The 19,234-nt window shown below is 62.1% G+C and carries 15 protein-coding genes; 7 read left to right on the top strand and 8 right to left on the bottom strand.

Translation table 11 applies throughout. The features are described from left to right. Window positions 1-9 precede the first annotated feature (9 nt). From QQJ96_RS07995 to QQJ96_RS07980, 4 genes are all read left to right on the top strand, one after another. Window positions 10-774, top strand: coding sequence for an SDR family NAD(P)-dependent oxidoreductase (locus tag QQJ96_RS07995; protein ID WP_284331456.1), 765 nt, complete (start codon window positions 10-12; stop codon window positions 772-774). Then, on the top strand, window positions 771-1,661 hold the full coding sequence (locus tag QQJ96_RS07990; RefSeq protein ID WP_284331455.1) for an SMP-30/gluconolactonase/LRE family protein: 891 nt from the start codon (window positions 771-773) through the stop codon (window positions 1,659-1,661). Before QQJ96_RS07995 ends, QQJ96_RS07990 begins: the two co-directional genes overlap by 4 nt. Then, the gene (locus QQJ96_RS07985; protein ID WP_284331454.1) at window positions 1,591-3,132 is read left to right on the top strand and encodes a sugar porter family MFS transporter; all 1,542 of its coding nucleotides are present in this window, start codon (window positions 1,591-1,593) and stop codon (window positions 3,130-3,132) included. The genes QQJ96_RS07990 and QQJ96_RS07985 overlap by 71 nt, the downstream gene beginning before the upstream one ends. Before the next feature lie 142 nt (window positions 3,133-3,274). Then, on the top strand, window positions 3,275-4,837 hold the full coding sequence (locus QQJ96_RS07980) for an RICIN domain-containing protein (protein ID WP_284331453.1): 1,563 nt from the start codon (window positions 3,275-3,277) through the stop codon (window positions 4,835-4,837). Between the two features lie 85 nt (window positions 4,838-4,922). Here the strand turns inward: QQJ96_RS07980 and dcp are convergent, their stop codons facing one another. The 8 genes from dcp to QQJ96_RS07940 all read right to left on the bottom strand — a co-directional run bounded on the left by dcp (window position 4,923) and on the right by QQJ96_RS07940 (window position 15,327). Next, on the bottom strand, window positions 4,923-7,130 hold the full coding sequence (gene dcp, locus QQJ96_RS07975) for a peptidyl-dipeptidase Dcp (protein ID WP_284331452.1): 2,208 nt from the start codon (window positions 7,128-7,130) through the stop codon (window positions 4,923-4,925). Between the two features lie 118 nt (window positions 7,131-7,248). Further along, complete coding sequence (locus QQJ96_RS07970; RefSeq protein WP_284331451.1) at window positions 7,249-8,358, bottom strand: glycosyltransferase; 1,110 nt, start codon at window positions 8,356-8,358, stop codon at window positions 7,249-7,251. Window positions 8,359-8,379: 21 nt separating this feature from the next. After that, on the bottom strand, window positions 8,380-9,522 hold the full coding sequence (gene hpnH / locus QQJ96_RS07965) for an adenosyl-hopene transferase HpnH (protein ID WP_284331450.1): 1,143 nt from the start codon (window positions 9,520-9,522) through the stop codon (window positions 8,380-8,382). A 123-nt stretch (window positions 9,523-9,645) separates the two neighbouring features. Continuing rightward, window positions 9,646-10,239: an isopentenyl-diphosphate Delta-isomerase gene (gene idi / locus QQJ96_RS07960; protein WP_284331449.1), complete on the bottom strand. Its 594-nt coding sequence runs from the start codon at window positions 10,237-10,239 to the stop codon at window positions 9,646-9,648. Continuing rightward, window positions 10,232-12,514 (bottom strand): hydroxymethylglutaryl-CoA reductase, degradative, encoded by a 2,283-nt coding sequence (locus QQJ96_RS07955; protein ID WP_284331448.1) that lies wholly within the window; start codon window positions 12,512-12,514, stop codon window positions 10,232-10,234. Before QQJ96_RS07955 ends, idi begins: the two co-directional genes overlap by 8 nt. Before the next feature lie 93 nt (window positions 12,515-12,607). Further along, window positions 12,608-13,708, bottom strand: coding sequence for a mevalonate kinase family protein (locus QQJ96_RS07950; protein ID WP_284331447.1), 1,101 nt, complete (start codon window positions 13,706-13,708; stop codon window positions 12,608-12,610). Next, a complete protein-coding gene (gene mvaD, locus QQJ96_RS07945) occupies window positions 13,705-14,733 on the bottom strand; it encodes a diphosphomevalonate decarboxylase (protein ID WP_284331446.1) in 1,029 nt (342 codons plus the stop codon). Before mvaD ends, QQJ96_RS07950 begins: the two co-directional genes overlap by 4 nt. 39 nt (window positions 14,734-14,772) lie before the next feature. Beyond that, entirely contained in the window at window positions 14,773-15,327 is a 555-nt protein-coding gene (locus tag QQJ96_RS07940) for a DUF2147 domain-containing protein (protein ID WP_284331445.1), read from the bottom strand. A gap of 82 nt (window positions 15,328-15,409) precedes the next feature. On the opposite strand from QQJ96_RS07940, the gene hpnI reads away from it, so the two are divergent. From hpnI to hpnK, 3 genes are all read left to right on the top strand, one after another. Next, a complete protein-coding gene (gene hpnI / locus QQJ96_RS07935) occupies window positions 15,410-16,564 on the top strand; it encodes a bacteriohopanetetrol glucosamine biosynthesis glycosyltransferase HpnI (RefSeq protein ID WP_284331444.1) in 1,155 nt (384 codons plus the stop codon). Between the two features lie 74 nt (window positions 16,565-16,638). Then, entirely contained in the window at window positions 16,639-18,066 is a 1,428-nt protein-coding gene (gene hpnJ, locus QQJ96_RS07930; protein ID WP_284331443.1) for a hopanoid biosynthesis associated radical SAM protein HpnJ, read from the top strand. 131 nt (window positions 18,067-18,197) lie between these two features. Next, on the top strand, window positions 18,198-19,034 hold the full coding sequence (gene hpnK, locus QQJ96_RS07925; RefSeq protein ID WP_284331442.1) for a hopanoid biosynthesis-associated protein HpnK: 837 nt from the start codon (window positions 18,198-18,200) through the stop codon (window positions 19,032-19,034). The last annotated feature ends 200 nt before the right edge of the window (window positions 19,035-19,234 follow it).

Below are 19,234 nucleotides of genomic sequence, written 5' to 3'. Positions count from 1 at the left end.
AGATCCAACATGCCCATGTTCGCCACCTACCCCAGCCTGGTCGACCGCGCCGTCTTGATCACCGGCGGCGCCACCGGCATTGGCGCCGCCTTCGTGTCGCATTTCGCGCAACAAGGCGCGCGCGTGGCCTTTCTCGACATCGACGAGCAGGGCGCTACAGCCCTGCGCGAAAGCTTGCCGCAGGTACGCCATGCACCGCTGTTTCTGCCGTGCGACGTCACCGATATCGCAGCCTTGCGCAAAACCATCGCAGCGGCGAGCCAGAGCGTCGGCAGCTTCGGCGTGCTGATCAACAATGCCGCCAACGATCGACGCCATCGCCTGGAGGGCACCACGCCGGAGGAATTCGAGCAGAGCATCGCCGTCAACCTGCGCCACCAGTACTTCGCCACCCAGGCGGTCGTGCCGGGGATGCGCGAGCTGGGCGGCGGCTCGATCATCTGCCTGGGTTCGACCGGCTGGATGATCAAGAATGCCGGCTATCCGATGTACGCGATGGCGAAGTCAGCCGTGCGCGGCCTAGTCAACGGGCTGGCGCGCGACCTGGGCAAGGACCGCATCCGCATCAACGCGCTGGTGCCAGGCTGGGTAATCACCGAGAAACAGCGCGAGCTGTGGCTGGATGAAGCGGGCGAAGCAGAAATTCGCAACAAGCAATGCCTGCCCGGTTATCTTGGCGCGGACGATCTCGCACGTGCAGCCTTGTTCCTCGCTTCCGATGACAGCGGCATGTGCACTGGCCACGACTTCATCGTCGACGGTGGCTGGGCATGAGCCTGCATGCCGCTCTGGTACTGGACGCACACAACACGCTTGGCGAAGGCGTAACCTGGTGCGCGCGTAGCCAGTCGCTGTACTGGACGGACATCCATGCCTCGGTGCTATGGCGCTATCGCCCGGCCAATGGCAGCACGCATCAGTGGCCGATGCCCGAACGCCTGGCATCGTTTGCATTGTGCGACGAAGATGGCTGGCTGCTGTTGGGATTGGCGAGCGGTCTGGCATTCTTCCACTTGGAAAGCAGCGAGTTGATCCGCCTGGCCGCAGTCGAAACTGGCCTGCCGACGCGGCTCAACGATGGCGCATGTGACCGTCAGGGGCGCTTCGTGTTCGGCACGCTGCATGAACCCGTCGGCAGCGAAGCGCGACGTGCGGCTGGTGCTTTCTACCGGCTGCACAAGGATCTGACCTTGGAACAGCTGCCGCTTGGGCCGGTCGCGATTAGCAATAGCATCGCGTTCAGTCCCGACGGCGCCACGATGTATTACTGCGACTCGTTCACTCGCATCGTCAATTGCTGCAGCTATGGCGACAATGCCACGGCGCCCCGGGTGCATATCGACCTGTCGCAAGCGCAAGGCGAACCAGACGGCTCCGCGGTCGATAGCGAAGGCGGCCTGTGGAATGCGCAATGGGGTGCCAATCGCGTGGTGCGTTATACGCCTGATGGCAGGGAAGACCTTGTCATCACCCTAGCAGCCAGCCAGCCGACGCGCGTGGCTTTCGGCGGCGAGAGACTCAACATGCTCTACATCACCAGCGCGCGGGACGGACTCAGCGCCGAAGCACTGGCGAAAGAGCCGCAGGCCGGTGGCCTGTTTGCCATCGAGGTGCCCTTCACCGGCATGCCCGAACCGCGTTTCACCGGCCGGCCTGCATAAGCCGGCTTTTTTATTTATATGTCGTGAAAAAGATGAAAACATCCGCACGATGCGACCGACCGGGGAGTCATTCATGAGTGCCATTTCAACATCCGCGACCGCTACACCAACGCACGCCAAGGCGACTGCCATTTTCACCTGCGTGCTCGCTGCGCTTGCCGGACTAATGTTCGGCCTGGACATCGGCGTGATCGCCGGCGCGCAGCAGTTCATCCAGAAGGATTTCATGATCGACGACAATACCATCGAGTGGATTGTCTCGATCATGATGGCTGGTGCCGCGCTGGGCGCGCTGAGCGCCGGCTGGTTGTCGAGCCAGTTGGGCCGCAAGCGCTCGCTGATTCTTGGAGCGGTGTTGTTCGTAGCAGGATCAGTGCTGTGCGGCGTAGCGTGGACACCCAGCGCATTGATCGCGGGCCGCCTGGTGCTTGGACTGGCGATCGGCATCGCCAGTTTCACCGCACCTCTTTACTTGGCTGAGATCGCGCCCGAATCAGTCCGTGGCGCGATGATCTCGCTGTACCAGCTGATGATCACCATCGGCATCCTCGCCGCAGCCCTCTCCAATGCCGCCCTAAGCTACACCGGTAGCTGGCGCTGGATGCTGGGCATCATCGCGATCCCTGGCGCACTGTTCCTGCTCGGCGTGGCCTTCCTGCCGGAAAGCCCGCGCTGGCTGATGATGCGCAACCGCCAGTCCGAGGCCGAGCAGGTGCTGCACCGGCTGCTCGGTAGCAATGACGCCATCGCACGCGAGATCGGCGAGATCCGCGAGCAGCTGAAGACGCCGCAGCGCGGCGTGCACATGTTCTTCCAGAACGCGAACTTTCGCCGCTCGGTGGGCCTGGGCGTACTGCTGCAGATCATGCAGCAGCTGACTGGCATGAACGTGGTGATGTACTACGCTCCACGCATCTTCGAGGGCATGGGCTATGCCACCGAAGCACAGATGTGGTTCACGGTCATCGTCGACCTGGTCAATGTGCTGGCCACCTTCATCGCGATCGGCCTGGTCGACAAATTGGGCCGCAAACCAATCCTGTACATCGGTTTCGTGGTCATGGCGCTGGGCCTGGGCGTAGTCGGGACGATGATGCACCTCGGCATCCACACGCACGGCGAGCAGACCTTCACCGTGGGCATGCTACTGGTCTTCATCGTCGGCTTCGCGATGTCCGCCGGCCCACTGATCTGGACGCTGTGCTCGGAGATCCAGCCGCTCAAGGGCCGCGACTTCGGCATCGGCTGCTCCACCTTCACCAACTGGGCAGCCAATTGGCTGGTAGGTGTGTCCTTCCTGAGCCTACTCAACGGCATCGGCAATGCAGCAACGTTTTGGCTCTACGCCGCCTTCAACGTGGTGTTTATCATGCTCACGCTTTGGCTGGTGCCGGAAACCAAGGGCATCACGCTGGAACAGATCGAGCGCAATCTGCTGGGCGGCAAGCGGTTGCGCGAAATCGGCCGCTGATCCCTGGCAGTAGCTCTACCACTTCGTAGAGGGGAACTCCCGGCCGGCGCAATGCCGGCCGGTAACAACACAACAAGAACGACTATTCGGCTTTTTCTTCAATCACATCACGTTGTCGCTGACGCGACACAGGAGATGTTTTATGAAACACCCGAAGCTTTGGTCGGCTTGGAGTTCCTTGTGCCTGCTGATGCTGGCCGTGTTGCTTGTCATGGGCACACGGCCTGCATATGCCGCCACCGGCACCTTGCTTACCGGCAGTACGCTTTATCCTCGCGTTGTTCGCTTGCAGCAGAATCCAGGCTTCAACGGCATGTTGGTAGCGAGCACCAACGGCATCATCTTCCAGAGCGCTGACAATGGCGCGAACTGGAATCTGATCGGCCCCGTGCCGACCATCAGCGGCAGTACCGAGCATTGCTGTGCAACGCTATACGAGCTTCCGCAACAGGTAGGCGCGCTTGGCGCCGGCACGCTGATATTTGCCGCGACCTATACGGTCAACGGCACTACGCCGGCGATCGAGGTGTACACCAGCACCAATCAGGGCGTCAGCTGGAGCTATCACAGCACGCCCGTGCAGCGCGGCGACAGCTCGCACGGACTATGGGAGCCCCAGTTCGAGGTGGCCAGCGATGGCGCGCTGGTGATGTTCTGGTCCGACGAGACCGATCCGTGCTGCAGCCAGAAGCTCGCGCAAATCCGCAGCTATGACGGGCAAACTTGGGCCGACCAGAGCAATACCGTCGCCAGCACCGTCCAATCCGATCGTCCCGGCATGGCCACGGTCAGCAAATTGCCGAATGGTCATTTCTTCATGAGCTATGAACTGTGCGGCCCTGCCTCTTGCTCGGTGTTCGATCGCACTTCGACCGACGGCTGGAATTTCGGCGATCCCAGCAACACCGGCACGAAGATCGTCACGGCCAGCGGCCAGTACCTGGAACACGCGCCGGTGAACGTGTGGAGTCCTTCGGTCATTTCCAGCAACGGTGCGATCTTGCTGGTGGGTCAGGTGATGTACGAATCCAACGGCAGCGTGTCGAGCTATAACGGCAAGGTGCTGTTCGTGAACACCAACGTCGACGGTGCCGGCAATTGGTACACCATCAACGCTCCCGTGCAGGTTCCCACTGCTTACGACAATTATTGCCCGAACTACTCTTCGGCCCTGCTGCCGGCAACGGATGGCTCGAATATTCTCGAGCTGGCTTCGGACTACAACAACGGTGGCTGCATTACGTATTACGGCAGCGAATCATGGAACAACCTGCCGGCCGATGGCTCGACGCATGCGTTCCACAACATGCAAAACACCGCGCTATGCCTGGACGATACCGGCTGGGGCACCACCAACAACACCAGCGCCGAACTATGGGACTGCAACGGCCTGTCGGTGCAGAACTGGACCGTGCATGCCGAAGGCGGCGGCTGGTACAGCATCCAGAACCAGTATTCCGGCCTGTGCGTGGACAACACCGGCGGCAGTACAGCGCCCGGCAACAAGGTCACCTTATGGGGCTGCGTGGGCAACGCCAACCAGGCCTGGCAGTTCATGGATCTGGGCAACGGCACCTACAAGCTGATGAACCAGGCTTCCGGTTCGTTGATGCTGGACGACACCGGCGGTTCCACCACTCACGGCACGCAGTTGCAGATCTGGACCGACAACGGCTTGCCGCCGCAGCAATGGCAACTCAATTGAACTGGTAAAGCGCTCACATTCCTGTGTCTTGCGCAAAGCAAAGGGCCGGCATTTAGCCGGCCCTTTGCATCGCTTGCGCGGGAATCTACTTGGTCGGCTCCGGCTTCAAGCCGCGATGCTTGAGCATCGGCTCGATGCTAGGATCCGCACCACGCCAATCCTTGTACAGCTTGGCAAGCTCTTCGGTATTGCCGCGCGAAAGCACCATGGCACGGAAGCGATCGCCATTTTCGCGGGTCAAGCCGCCCTTGTCCTTGAAGCCTTCGAACGCATCGTCGGCAAGCATCTGCGTCCACAGGTAAGCGTAATAGCCCGCCGAGTAGCCGTTGCTCCAGATGTGCAGGAAGTAGGTGGAGCGATAGCGTGGCGGCACGTACGAGAGATCCACTCCATCCTTCTTGAGCGCGGCGGTTTCGAACGCATCGACATCCTGCTTCGGCTCGTCAGCGCTGAGCATGTGCCAGTTCATGTCGAGCATGGCCGCAGCGACCAGCTCGGTCATGTCGTAGCCCTTGTTGAACAGCTGTGCCTTCTTGATCTTCTCGACCAATTCCTGCGGCATCGGCTGATGGGTCTGGTAGTGCTTGGCGTAGTTGGCGAACACCTTCGGATCGAATGCCCAGTGCTCATTGAACTGCGAGGGAAATTCGACGAAGTCGCGCGCGGTCTGCGTACCTGACAGGGTGGGGTACTGCTCGTCGGCGAACAGGCCGTGCAGGCCATGGCCGAATTCATGGAACATGGTGACCACGTCATCCGTCGACAACAACGCCGGCTGGCCGGGCTGGGGCTTGGTGAAGTTGGCGACGTTGTAGATCACCGGCTTGGTGCCGAACAGCTTGGATTGCTGCACGAAGTTGTCCATCCACGCGCCGCCGTTCTTGTTGTCGCGCTTGAAGTAGTCGAAGTAGGCCAGCGCCATCGACTTGCCGTCCTTGTCGAACACTTCGAACACGCGCACATCCGGGTTGTAGACCGGAATGTCCTTGCGCTCCTTGAAGGTCAGGCCGTAAAGCTGGTTTGCCGCGTAGAACACACCGCTCTGCAGCACGTTGTCGAGCTCGAAGTACGGCTTGATCTGCGACTCATCCAGGTCGTACTTGGCCTTGCGCACTTCCTCCGCGTAGTGTTCCCAATCCCATGGCTCCAGCTTGAAGCTGGGCTGCTTGAGCGCAGCCTGGTCCTTGTCGATCTGCTGTTGGATATCCGCCGCTTCCGTCTTGGCGCGAGCAACCGCCGCAGGCGCAAGTTTCTCCATGAAACTCATCACCGTATCCGGCGTCTTGGCCATCTGGTCCTGCAGCGTCCATGCCGCGTAATTGGGGAAACCCAGCAATTTGGCTTCCTGCGCGCGCAATTGAGCCAGGCGCGCAACAATGTCGCGGGTATCGTTGGCGTCGCCTTTTTCGGCTCGCGTCCACGAGGCTTCGAACAGGGCCTTGCGAGTGGCACGGTCGGTCAGATCCTGCAGGGCCGGCTGCTGCGTGGTGTTCTGCAGCGTGAGCACCCATTTGCCATCGAGATGCCGGTCCTTGGCGGCTTGCGCGGCGGCGGCGATATCTTCGTCGGAAAGGCCGGCGAGCTTGGCCTTGTCATCGACGACCAGCGCGCCATTCTTCGCCGCGGCGAGCAGCTTGTTGTTGTACTGCGCCTGCAGCGCAGCCTCTTCCTTGTTGTAGTCCTTGAGCTTGGCCTTGTCGGCATCGGACAGCTTGGCGCCAGCCATCAAGAACTGACGGTGCACCACCTCGACCAGGCGCTGCGATTCCGGATCGAGCTTGAGCGAATCACGCTGGTCATAGACGGCCTGGATGCGCTGGAACAACTTGCCGTTGAGATGGATCGCATCCGCATGCGCGGCAAGTTTGGGCGCCTCCTCCTCTTGCACCTTTTGCAAGGCGTCGTCGGTGTTGGCTGCGGTGATCGCGTTGAACACCGCCATCACCCGAGTGAGCAGCACACCGGACTTTTCCAGCGCCACGTAGGTGTTTTCGAACGTGGGCGACTCGGGATTGTTGGCGATCTTCTCGACCTCGTCCAATTGCTGCCGCATGCCTTCTTCGATGGCCGGCTGGTAGTCGCTGTCCTTGATCTTGTCGAACGGCGGCGCCTGGTAGGGCAGCGTGCTGACGGTGAAGAACGGATTGCTGGCCTGCGCCTCGGCGGCGGTGCTGGAAGCCTTGGCCGGTGCACTGGCTGAGGCAGCCGGCGCGCTGTGGTTTTCGTTAGGGGATTGTGAGCACGCGGCAAGCGCTACGGACATGGCGATCGCAAGCAGGCGGAAACGAGGCATGAAGGCTCCCGAAGATGACTGCCCGGGGGCAGGAATGAGAAAGGTTAGCTACCGACTCTAGCCAGAGCTTCCCTATCTTCCAAGCCTGCCGGACGACACAGGCTGCCCGGATCACCTGTCAAGTGCTGTAGGTGCGGTCTTTCCAGCGCGAACGGACACCCCGCCAATAGCGGATCGCCGAACTCCAGGTCATGCCCAGGTACAGCACGGCGCCGAACGGCAGTAGCAGCGCCCAAGCCAGCCGCATGTGGTAGTAGCGCAGCATCGGCAGGTAGCTCAGCATCATGGCGATGAGCGCTAGCAGGCCCAGGCGCCAGGTGGCCGGCGAGGCCAGCAGGAAGAAAGGCAGGCCGTAGGAGATCGCGAACAGCAGCGTCACCACCAGCAGCAGCACGGTGGAATAACCGAGCTGGGTGAAGGCCGAACGCGCCACCATGTCGTGAATCGAGCCCAGGCTGCCATAGGGGCGCAGGCTGACCACGCCACGGCTGAGGCCCAGCCAGGTGCGATAGCCAGCGTTTTTCACCTGTCGCGCCAGGGTGCAATCGTCGATCAAGGCATTGCGCAGGCTGGCAAAGGCACCCGCGCGCTTGAGCGCTTCGGTGTCAACCAGGATGCAGCCGCCTGCCGCCGCCGCTACCCAGCGTGAAGACGAATTGGAAATTGAGAAGGGATAGATCAGCTTGAAGTAGTACACGAACGCGGGCAGCAGCAAACGATCCCAGAAGCTGGTGCGCCTGAGGTCCGCCATCAGCGAGACGAATTGCCGATTCTCGCGTTGCTTGTGCGCCAGTAGCGCGGGCAGCAAACCCGGCTGCAACTGAATATCGGCATCCAGCAGCAAGGTGATCGGCGTTTGCACCTGCGCCTTGCCCTGCTCCAGCGCCCACAGTTTGCCCGCCCAGCCTTCCGGCAATGGTTGACCACGAATCACGCGTACGTTCGGATAGGATGCGGCGGTATTGGCCGTGTCATCAGTGGATTGATCGTCGACCACCACGACCTGCAGGTCATGCCCCTGCGCCTGCAGCCCGGCAAGGGTGAGGCCGATGACATCGGCCTCGTTGCGCGCCGGAATCAGCACCGTGATCTGGCTGAGATCGGCCGATCCGGCCTGCGGATCGGCTTCGATGCGTTCGCGGGTGCTCCATGGCCGCCACGGCGTCAGCAGCAACCCCACCCACATCAATGCCGGCAGCAACGCGGCAATCCACCCCAGTATGCCCATCGTTGTCGACGCTTTTGATGCTTAGTGATTCGCTTCGTTAGTGGTCTCGGCGCTGCGGCGCTGGATCGAGCTGATCGGAATATGGATCGCCGTGGCGTCGGCGCGATTGCCATACTTCACCGGCAGATCAGGCGCCATCGGGCCATCGGTACGCGGACCGAACATCGACACCTTCAGCGCCTTCAGCGGATGGGCGAACATGTCGTCCACCGCGGTGCCTTCGAAGCCGCAATGCGCCATGCAGTTGTCGCACTTCGGATTGATGCCCACACCGTACTTTTCCCACTCGGTGTCTTCCATCAACTCCTTGTAGGTCTTGGCGTAGCCTTCGTCGACCAGCAGGTAGCACGGCTTCTGCCAACCGAAAATGTTGTACGTGGGGTTGGACCACGGCGTGCACTGATAGGCCTGGTTGCCAGCGATGAAATCCATGAACATCGCCGACTGGTTGAACGCCCACTTGCGCTTGCGTTCCTTGCCGATCTTGAAGATGTCGCGGAACAGCTGCTTGCTCTCGGTGCGGCCCAGGAACACGTCCTGGCGCGGCGCATGCTGGTAGCTATAGCCCGGCGACACCGTGATGCCTTCCACACCCAGTTCCATGGCGTAGTCGAAGAAATCGGCAACCTCTTCCGGCGGCTCGCTGTTGAACAAGGTGCAGTTCACCGTTACGCGGAAGCCTTTGGACAGCGCCAGCTTGATCGCAGTCACTGCTTTCTCGAACACGCCGTCCATGCACACGGATTTGTCGTGCTGCTTTTCCAGCCCATCCAGGTGCACCGACCAAGTGAAGTACGGCGACGGCTTGTATTCGTCGATGTGCTTGGGCAGCAAGATCGCGTTGGTGCACAGGTACACGAATTTCTTGCGCGCCACGATGCCCTCGACGATCTTCGGCAGATCCTTGTGGATCAGCGGCTCGCCGCCGGGAATCGACACCACCGGCGCATCGCACTCATCCACGGCCGCCAGCGCCTGCTCGACGCTCATGCGCTTTTGCAGGATTTCCTTCGGTTGATCGATCTTGCCGCAACCGGCGCAGGCCAGATTGCACTGGAACAGCGGCTCCAACATCATCGCCAGCGGGTAGCGCTTCTGACCGGTCAGCTTCTTCTTCAGAATGTACTGTGCGATCGTGGTCTGTTGAATAAGAGGGATACCCAAGGGATTTCTCCGGAATGTCAGTACGCCTGTGCAACGCGGCGCTTGGAAATCTTAACTGCTCGGTACAGTATAAGTCATTCGGACGCCAGCCAAGGCTTTGGCTCGCGTCCGGCCGTTTAGCTTCTAAAGCGGCGCGAACACGTCGGGATGTTCGCGGCGAATCCGCTCCCATTCGATCTTGAACCAGGGTGTGAACGCTTCGGGCTTGGCCGCCATCTCCGCGTCGAGGGCATCCGGCGCGATGTAGCGCAAGCCGGAAATCTCGTTCACATTCACCGTGGGCGCAGCGTCGCTACGACCGGCATACACCCAGCACAGCTCGTGCTCGGCACCTTCGGCATCGAATTGCGCCTGGTACTCGAACTTGAACAGGTACTTCAGCTCGCAGGCCAGGCCCAGCTCTTCCTTCAGGCGGCGGTGAATGGCCGAATCCACCGTCTCGCCGCGCCGGGGGTGGCTGCAGCAGGTGTTCGACCAGTAACCCGGCCACAAACGCTTGCCTGGCGCGCGCTGCTGCAGCAGCAGCTCGCCCTTGGCGTTGAACACGAACAGCGAGAACGCGCGATGCAGCGTCCCTTTGCCGACGTGCGCGGCGGCCTTGTCGAGGAAGCCGATGTCGCGGTCGTCGTGATCGACCAGGATCAACGGCTCGTCGTCGAACGACACTACTTCGTTCGTATCGCGCCACTCCTGGCGCTCGTGCTCTGTGTTATCCAATGTCGACCTCCATCGCCTGGTAGCCGGCGTCGCGAATCGCGGCAGCTACCTTTTCGCGGTTTTGCGGGCACAGCGCGACGATCGAGCCGCCGCCACCGCCACCGGTGAGCTTGGCACCCAGCGCGCCGTGTTCACGTGCGATCTGCACCAGTTCTTCCACTTCCCAGCTTGACACGCGCAACGCGTTGAGCAGGCCGTGGCAGATGTTCATCAAGTCGCCAAGGCGCTCCAGGTCGTACTGCTGCATGGCTTCCACACCCTGCAGCGTCAGCGCGTCGATCTGCTGGAAGATGCCGTCGTACAGTGCAGGATTGCGCTGCCATGCAGTGCGTACCTTACCCACCGTTACGGCGGTGAGGCTTTCCTTGCCGCTGATGCCGATCACCAGCGGAATGCGCTTGGGCAGATGGAGTTCGCGCACCATCGGTAGCTCGCCCTTCTTGCCGGCGCGCTTGTACAGCAGCGGCTTGCCGTAGGTGGCCACCGTATTGTCGATGCCGGAAGCCGAGCCATGCGCGACCTCTTCGCAGCGGAAGGCCAGCGCATTGATCTCTTCGTCGCTCAGGCCCAGTTTGTAGTGCTGATCGAGCGCGCGGATCACCGCTACCGCCATCGCAGCCGAACCGCCCAGACCCATGGCGCGCGGCACGTTCGGGAACACTTCGATGCGCATCGAGCGATCGGTCAACTGCAGTTCGTCGAAAATGATGCCGAGCGAACGCTGGAACGAATCGCGATGCGCCGGATCGCGGTGCAAGCGGTATTCCACGCCCCAGCGCGGGATGAACATGTCGACGCCGCCGGACTTGGTGTCCTGCGCCACCGCGCGCACTGCAAGCGGCACCGGTGCGGCAACAGCATGGCTGCCGTATACCACCGCATGCTCGCCGAGCAGAATGATCTTGCCGTGTCCGCAGGCCCGATGGTCGACCGAAGGCTGTTCCGCTGTCGTCGCCGGCACGCCGCGCGACTCCTTGCGCACCTGCTCGACGATCTCCTGCGCCTTCCAGATCTTGATCTCGCCAGTTTCCACCAGGCGCTCCACCACGGTGTCGAAAATTTCCGGCGTGGCGCCTGCCGCCACGGCAACACTGCGTGCATGCAGAGTCATGTGCCCCTGCTGGATGCCTTCGGTGACCAGCGCGCGCAGGGCCGAGAAATTCTGCGCCAGGCCGACCGCGCCCATGATCTCGGCCAGCTCGCGGGCCGTCTTCACACCGAGCAGGCGCAGGTTCAGCGCCACGGTCGCGTTCGACTGCAGCGGTCCGCCAACGGTGCCGACCTTCATCGGAATATCCAGCTCGCCGATCAGCTCACCCTTCTCGCCCTTATACCAGCGCGTAAGCGAGGTGTAACGGCCGCCGCGCGCCGCATAGGCATGCGCCGCCGCTTCGATCGCGCGCCAATCGTTGCCAGTGGCGAGCGCCACGGCATCGACGCCATTCATGATGCCCTTGTTATGCGTGGCCGCACGATAGGGATCGATGCTGGCGAATTCGTTCGCGAGCACGATGCCATCGCGCACCTCTTCGCCCTCGAAACCCTTGCCGGTGAGCTGGTCGGCGGGGATCACGCAGCGTGCGCGCACCATCGAGCGATCGGTAAGGTTGGAAAGAATGCGCAGGAACACGCGCCCGCCGGTCATCGTTTCCACCAGCGAGGCGATACCCTCGCACATGGTGTTGACCAGGTTGGCACCCATCGCGTCGCGCGTATCGACCAACAGGTGCAACACCAGCATGTCGCCGCCTTCGGGGCGCGGATGCACGTGCACTTCCAGATCCTGCGCGCCACCGCCACGCGCCACCATCTGCGGATGCAGACTGTTGGCGAGGTTAAGCAGTTCGTCCTTGCGCTGAAGCAGGGTGGCCTTGGCGTGCGCCAGATGCGGCACGTCCACTACCTGCACCTGGCCGATCAGCACCGGCTCGGTGCTCTCCACCGTGAAGCCACCGGTACCACGCACCAGCTTGGCCGCCGACGACAGCGCCGCGACGATCGAGGGTTCTTCCACCACCAGCGGCACGATGTAGTCGCGGCCGTTGACCAGGAAGTTCAGGCCGAGACCGACCGGCAAGCCCATGACGCCGACGACGTTTTCGATCATCTTGTCGGCTTTGTGGACCTTCAGCGTGTGCTCGCCGGAGACCAGCGCCTGATAGTCCTCGGCCGAGACCCAGCCGCGCTCATGGATAACGCGTACACGGTCCGATACCGAGAGTTTGTAGAAAGCGGGAAATCGGGACCGTTCGGCACTCGAAGATTCGGCGCTCATAAGCCTTAAGCACTCCGTGATAGGTCGAAAGTCACAGGCCGCGTCACGACTTGGCACCTGGCCCATAAGCCATGACGGTCAAGCGGACTGTGATCACGTCAAAATCCTTGCGGGGGAAGGGGTCGCATCTGGGCGCATATGGCAACTGACCCCGCGAGTATCAAGACCCAGGGGAACTACGTGCATACCGGCCGACACAATGGCGCGTTCAAATGTCGCCAACCTTTCCGGCTCCTCAGCAAACACCACGCCGAAGTCGCCACCCGCGCCGCAAGGCTTATAGCTGACATCGCCACCGGAAGCCATATCCGCGAGCCGTTTTTGTGCAGGGGAATAGATTTCCAGTCCGCAGGCAGCGGCAAAACGCTGCAAGCCAAGGGCATATTCACGCGTAAGGCCAATGAAAGATGGCATGCGCCCCTGCTTCAGCGCATCGAGCGCGGCAGCGGAAAGGATGCCCAGTTCGCTCATGTGCGCCATGTAATCGGCCGCATGGGTCTTGCGCCATAGCGCAAGACGCTGCAGCGAATCGCTGGTGGAAACCGACTGCCCCGACCATACGAACAGGCAATTGAGGCCGTCGGCCGGCATCGCTTCATACGTGGGCTCGCGTACGGGGCCGACCAATTGATAGCCGATCAAGCCACCCGCCACGCTGGCGGCCACGTCCACGCCGCTCCCTCGACCGCCTTGCCAGCCACCATGCATGTGCAGCAGCCGCCGCATCCATTGCGTGCGGTCGGTCATGACCTCGCCATGGCCGGCATAAGTCGCCAAGGCGGAGGCGAGGGCCACGGTCAGCGCCGCGCTGGACCCGAGCCCCAGTTTGGAGCGCACGCCGCCATCCACGTGAAAGAAGCCGGACGTGTCCAGCGCAAGGTCGAAACCGCCGGTCGATACTGGCGCCAGGCCTTCGCGCAGCATGCCGTGCCACACGTGGTCGACCAACGTGAGCTTGGCGCTGATCGCCTCATCGCATTGCCATTGCAACTGCCCGTCGCTACCGATGAGAGCGCACGCCTCGCCGATACCAAGATCCGGCGCACTGACCTTGCACACGCGATCGGCACGCGAAACGATCTGCACATGGGCGCGACGATCCACCGCCAGCACCAAGGCGCGGGCGCCTTCCAGTACGGCGTAGTCGCCAAGCAACACCAGCTTGGCGGGCGCTTCGGCGGTGACTTCCATCATGCGTCCACCCAGTCCGAAGCTAATGCGCGCGCGCCTTCGCCAAGGCCGGTGTCAAGCACATCGAGCACACCCGGCACGTCGCGCAAGGCCGCCTTCACCTGCTCGATGGCCGACGGCGCACACACAGCCTTGAGCTGCGGACCGGCATCGACGGTGAAGAACACCGGCACGCCTTGTTGACGCAAGGCGCGCACGCGATGCATGCATTCCACCGTGGCGCCGTTCCAATAGAGCAGACCCGGCTGCGCGGCGAGCGCCAGCGCGTGCATCTTCAGACAGCTGTACTCGGAGATGCTCGCCAGCGCGTCGAAATCGCGCGCACGGATGGCATCACGTGCCACGCCAAGGTCTGCCTCCTGGGTGTCGATCCATGCAGACTGATAGGGGGAGGTTTCCGCCGTGCGGCGCATGCCTTCGGTGGAGCCCACCTGCTTGGCCGCCGTGGACGTGATCGCCACCGCGACACGCAGCGGCCATGCCTCGGCGTCAAGCAGCGGCATGGCCACCGAATCGGTACCGTCGGCCAACCTGCCATGCGCCCATTCCACGTAGCCGCCGAAGATCGAACGCGCCGCCGAGCCCGAGCAACGGCGCGCCAACACGGATTGTTCTTCCAGGCTCAAGTCCAAACCCAACGCACGCGCGCCGGCATGCACCAATGCGGCAAAGCCGGAAGCGGAAGAAGCCAAGCCCGCCGCCGTGGGAAAGTTGTTGCGGCTGGCAACCTCGGCGCCATAGCCGACCCCGGCGCGTTTGCGCAACAGGTCGAGGCACTTGCTGATGCGCTTGGCTTCCGCTTCGTCGCTGCGGCCGTTGAGGCTGACGCGGTCGCCTTGTTGTCCCGGCACGAAGCGAACAGACGTGCGCGTCCACAAGCTTTCCAGCGTGATGGAGATGGAGCCCACGACCGGCAGGTTCAGCGCGAGGTCGCGCTTGCCCCAGTACTTGACCAGGGCGATGTTGGGCTGTGCCTGGGAGGCAGCACACAGTTCACCGGATGCATCGGTGCTGGGTTTGCGATTCATAACATCTCGCTGAGGAAAGGGGATCGGTACGGGGCCGATCTATTTGACCGGCGCATCCATCACGTAAGGCAATTGGCCCGGAGCCGGCGTTCTCATCGTGACCCGGCTCCACACCGTACTGCCGCCGAACAGACTGATCCCGATATAGCCATGCAGCTGCAACCGGTTCAGGCCGCGCAGCCGAACCCAACAATTATATGTGCGGCCATCGTCGGAGTTATAGACATGACCGTGTTCCCACTTCTTCTTTTCCGCTTCGAAGCGCAGGCCCGTAAGCAGCCTCAGCCCCGTCAGCGGCCTGTCGCGCAAGGCCGGATCGGGGTTTTGCCGGTCGGTGACGATCTTGCCGTTGAGGTCGGGGCCATCCTCAGGACCATAAGTGTTATGCAACTGCCACAGGATATGCCCCTGAAATTCGTCGCCGACCTGCTCGATGCGAATGACCGCATCACGGCTCTCCACCAGCCAGTCGCCGACAATGTCCGACGAGGCTGGTACATAGGAGGCTGCGCCTGCGGCCGCAGCCTGGCTGGTAAGCCCCCACAACAGGAAAGCAGCCAGGATACCTGGCCATGCACGGCACCAGCCTTTCATCGAGCGCCCTCTTGCACGCGCCGGGAGCAGCCCCCATATGTGCGCGCTTCGTGTCGACTGATTGCCGGTAGCATAAACGTCTATGTCCTCTTACTGGTTGGTCGACACCCTGGCCCAGACATTGGGCATCGCGCTGGCTTTCGCCGCGACGGGCTATGCCTGCGTCGCGCTATGGGCCGTGATGAAAGGGTCGCGAAAGATTCGCTCGATTTCCGCCCCGGTCGGCGCACCGCAGCCGGCGAGTGTACTCAAGCCGCTGCATGGTACCGAGCCCAGGCTGTATGAAAACCTGCGCAGCTTCTGCCTGCAGACACACCCGGCATATCAGCTGGTATTCGGTGTACGCGAAGCCGATGACCCGGCTATTGCCGTGGTCGAGCGCCTGCGCCAAGAATTCCCGCAGCGCTCGATCGCACTAGCGGTCGATCCTCGCGTGCATGGTGCGAACTTCAAGGTCAGCAACCTGATGAACATGCTACCGCACGCGCAACACGACCTGCTGGTGCTGGCCGATGCCGACATCCACGTGCAAGCCGATTACCTGACGCGCGTCACGGCACCGCTGGCCGATCCAGAGGTGGGCATCGTCACCTGCCTGTACTACGGCAGGCCAGGACCTTCGTTGTGGTCGCGGCTTGGCCGTCTTTTCATCGACGACTGGTTCGCGCCTTCCGTGCGGCTTTCCCATGCCTTTGGCTCGACGCGCTTCGCCTTCGGCTCGACGATTGCCCTGCGCCGCGACGCGCTCGAAGCGATCGGCGGATTCGCTGCCTTGAGCGACACATTGGCCGATGATTTCTGGCTGGGCGAACTGACTCGCCGCGCCGGTTTGCGCACGGTGCTCTCGGACGTGATGGTCGGTACCGATGTCGGCGAAAGCCACTTGAAAGATTTGTGGTCGCATGAGCTGCGCTGGTTGCGCACCATCCGCTCGATCGCGCCAGCGGGTTTTGCCCTGACTTTTGTGTGCTTTACGTCACCCTTGCTGCTACTGGGCCTGTGCCTGGCACCCGGGCCGGTCAGCCTGGGCCTCGCCCTGCTCGGTGGCGCAGCGCGGGTTTTGCTACACTTTTTACAGCGGCGCATCAGTGATCAAGCCTTCGCCTGGCATGAGGCCCTGTTGATTCCCCTCCGCGACACCTTATTGCTGATGGAATGGGCAGCCGCCCTGGCCGGATGGCAGGTAAGATGGCGCGGACAGGTACTGCACGCACGAGGCGACGGTTCAGCGCCGTAGACCATAATATCGGGTTGAATTTCTGAACAATCTGCTGTTCACGGGCACCGACCGCCCCGCAGGAGTCATTCGTAATGAAAACGCTTTTTCTGCAAGCTCCTTCCTTCGATGGCTTTGATGGCGGCGCGGGTTCGCGCTACCAGGCCAAACGCGAGATCAAGAGCTTCTGGTATCCGACCTGGCTGGCGCAGCCGGCGGCGATGGTGCCCGATTCGCGCGTGCTCGACGCCCCGGCCGACGATATCTCGGTGGAAGACAGCCTGAAGATCGCCGAGGGTTACGACCTGGTGATCATCCATACCAGCACGCCGTCGTTCCCGACCGACGCGAAGTTTGCCGAGTTGCTCAAGGCGCGCAAGCCGAACGTCCTGATCGGCCTGGTCGGCGCGAAGGTCGCGGTGGACCCTACCGCTTCGCTTACGGCCTCGCCCGCGATCGATTTCGTCGCCCGCGAAGAATTCGACTACACCTGCAAGGAAGTAGCCGAAGGCCGCCCGTTCGAAAGCATCACCGGCATCAGCTACAAGCTCGCCGACGGCAGCGTGCAGCACAACCCGCCGCGCGCGATGATCGAGAACATGGACGACCTGCCGTTCGTGGCGCCGATCTACAAGCGCGACCTGAAGATCAGCAACTACTTCATCGGCTATCTCAACTATCCCTACGTGTCGATCTACACGGGCCGTGGTTGCCGCTCCAAATGCACCTTCTGCCTGTGGCCGCAAACCGTCGGCGGTCATCGCTACCGCACGCGTTCGGCGGCGAACGTGCTGGCCGAAGCGAAGTGGATCAAGGAGAACATGCCGGAAGTGAAGGAGCTGATGTTCGACGATGACACCTTCACCGACAGCTCCAACATGGAACGCGTGCACGAGATCGCGCGCGGCCTCGGCGCGATGGGCTGGACCTGGTCGTGCAACGCCAAGGCGAACGTGCCGTACGAATCGCTGAAAATCATGAAGGAAAACGGCCTGCGCCTGCTGCTGGTCGGTTACGAGTCGGGCGACGACCAGATCCTGCATAACATCAAGAAAGGTCTGCGCACCGACATCGCACGCCGCTTCACCGAAGACTGCCGCAAGCTGGGCATCACCATCCATGGCACCTTCATCCTGGGCTTGCCGGGCGAAACCAAGGAAACGATCGACAAGACGATCCAGTTCGCCAAGGAAATCAACCCGCACACCATCCAGGTGTCGCTGGCCGCTCCTTATCCGGGCACCGCGCTGTACAAGCAGGCGGTGGAGAACAACTGGCTGAAGGAAAACGAAGCCGTCAACCTGGTCAACGACAAGGGCGTGCAGCTGGCTCTGATCGAGTACCCGCATCTGTCGAAGCAGGAAATTTTCCACGGCGTGGAAAAGTTCTACCGGGCGTTCTACTTCCGCCCGTCGAAGATCTGGGAGATCGTCAAGGAAATGCTGATGAGCTGGGACATGATGAAGCGCCGTCTGCGCGAAGGGGTGGAGTTCTTCCGCTTCCTGCGCGCGCACGAAGCCTGATTCCCGCTTGCTTGGGCATGGGTGTCGCCATGACATTCGCAATGCCCAATTTTTCCCGGCCATCTTCCCGCCAGCGCGGGCCTGATGGCCGGGCAAGATTGAGCGTCGCATAGAACCCCTTGAATGCCCGCATGAAATCACCCTCCCAGCCCCGCCCGCGCCTGATCGTCACCGCCGACGATTTCGGTCTGCACGAAGCCGTGAACGAAGCCGTCGAACGCGGCTACCGTGACGGCGTCCTGCGTGCAGCCAGCCTGATGGTGGCCGCGCCCGCAGTGGCCGACGCGGTAGCCCGCGCCAAGCAGAACCCCGGCCTTGCCGTGGGTTTGCACCTGGTTCTCGCCGACGGTCGAGCGATGCTGCCGCCTGTGCGCATCCCCGATCTGGTCGATGGCCATGGCACGTTCGATTCGAACATGGTGCGCAACGGCTTCCGCTTCTTTTTCCTGCCACACGTGCGTCGCCAACTGGCCGACGAAATTCGTGCGCAGTTCGAAGCGTTCGCCAGCACCGGACTAAGACTCGATCACGTCAACGCGCACAAGCATTTCCATCTCCATCCCACCATCTTGAGCCTGATGCTGAGCATAGGGCGCGAATACGGTCTCCATGCCATTCGCCTGCCGTCGGAACCGGGCATGGGGCCATGGCTGGGCCCGTGGCTGGCTCTGATGCGCTGGCGCCTGGACCGTGCCGGCGTCGCCTATAACGATCACGTGTTCGGCCTTCGCCACAGCGGTGGCATGGACGAAGCGGTGATGCTGGAAATACTCGAACAGCTGCCGGACGGCCTGTCGGAGGTTTATTTGCATCCCGCTTCGCACGGCCAGCTTACCGAAAGCATGGCCCACTACCGGCATACCGATGAACTTGCCGCGCTGCTGTCGCCGCGCGTGCGCCAAACCATCGCCGATCGTTGTCGCCTGTGCGACGGCTTCTCCGATCCTGCGGCGCCAGGGAGTCTATGATTCCTTCCTGCGCACCCGGCATGACGTCCAGAAGGCCCGCAGGCAGTGCCGCGCGGCACAGGGCAGACTGGCCGTCTGTTCAAGCCGCGGGGCACTGCCTGCGGGCCTTCTGGACGTCACCCCGTCATCAAAATTTAAAATGTTGGGGCCGCACTGTATGCGCGTCTGGCTGTGCCCCAGTGCCTAGACAGACAGCCAGT

It is taken from the genome of Dyella flagellata, assembly GCF_030160275.1.
In the GTDB taxonomy this organism is placed as follows: Bacteria; Pseudomonadota; Gammaproteobacteria; order Xanthomonadales; family Rhodanobacteraceae; genus Dyella_B; species Dyella_B flagellata.
This window is presented reverse-complemented; position numbering and strand designations above follow the sequence as displayed.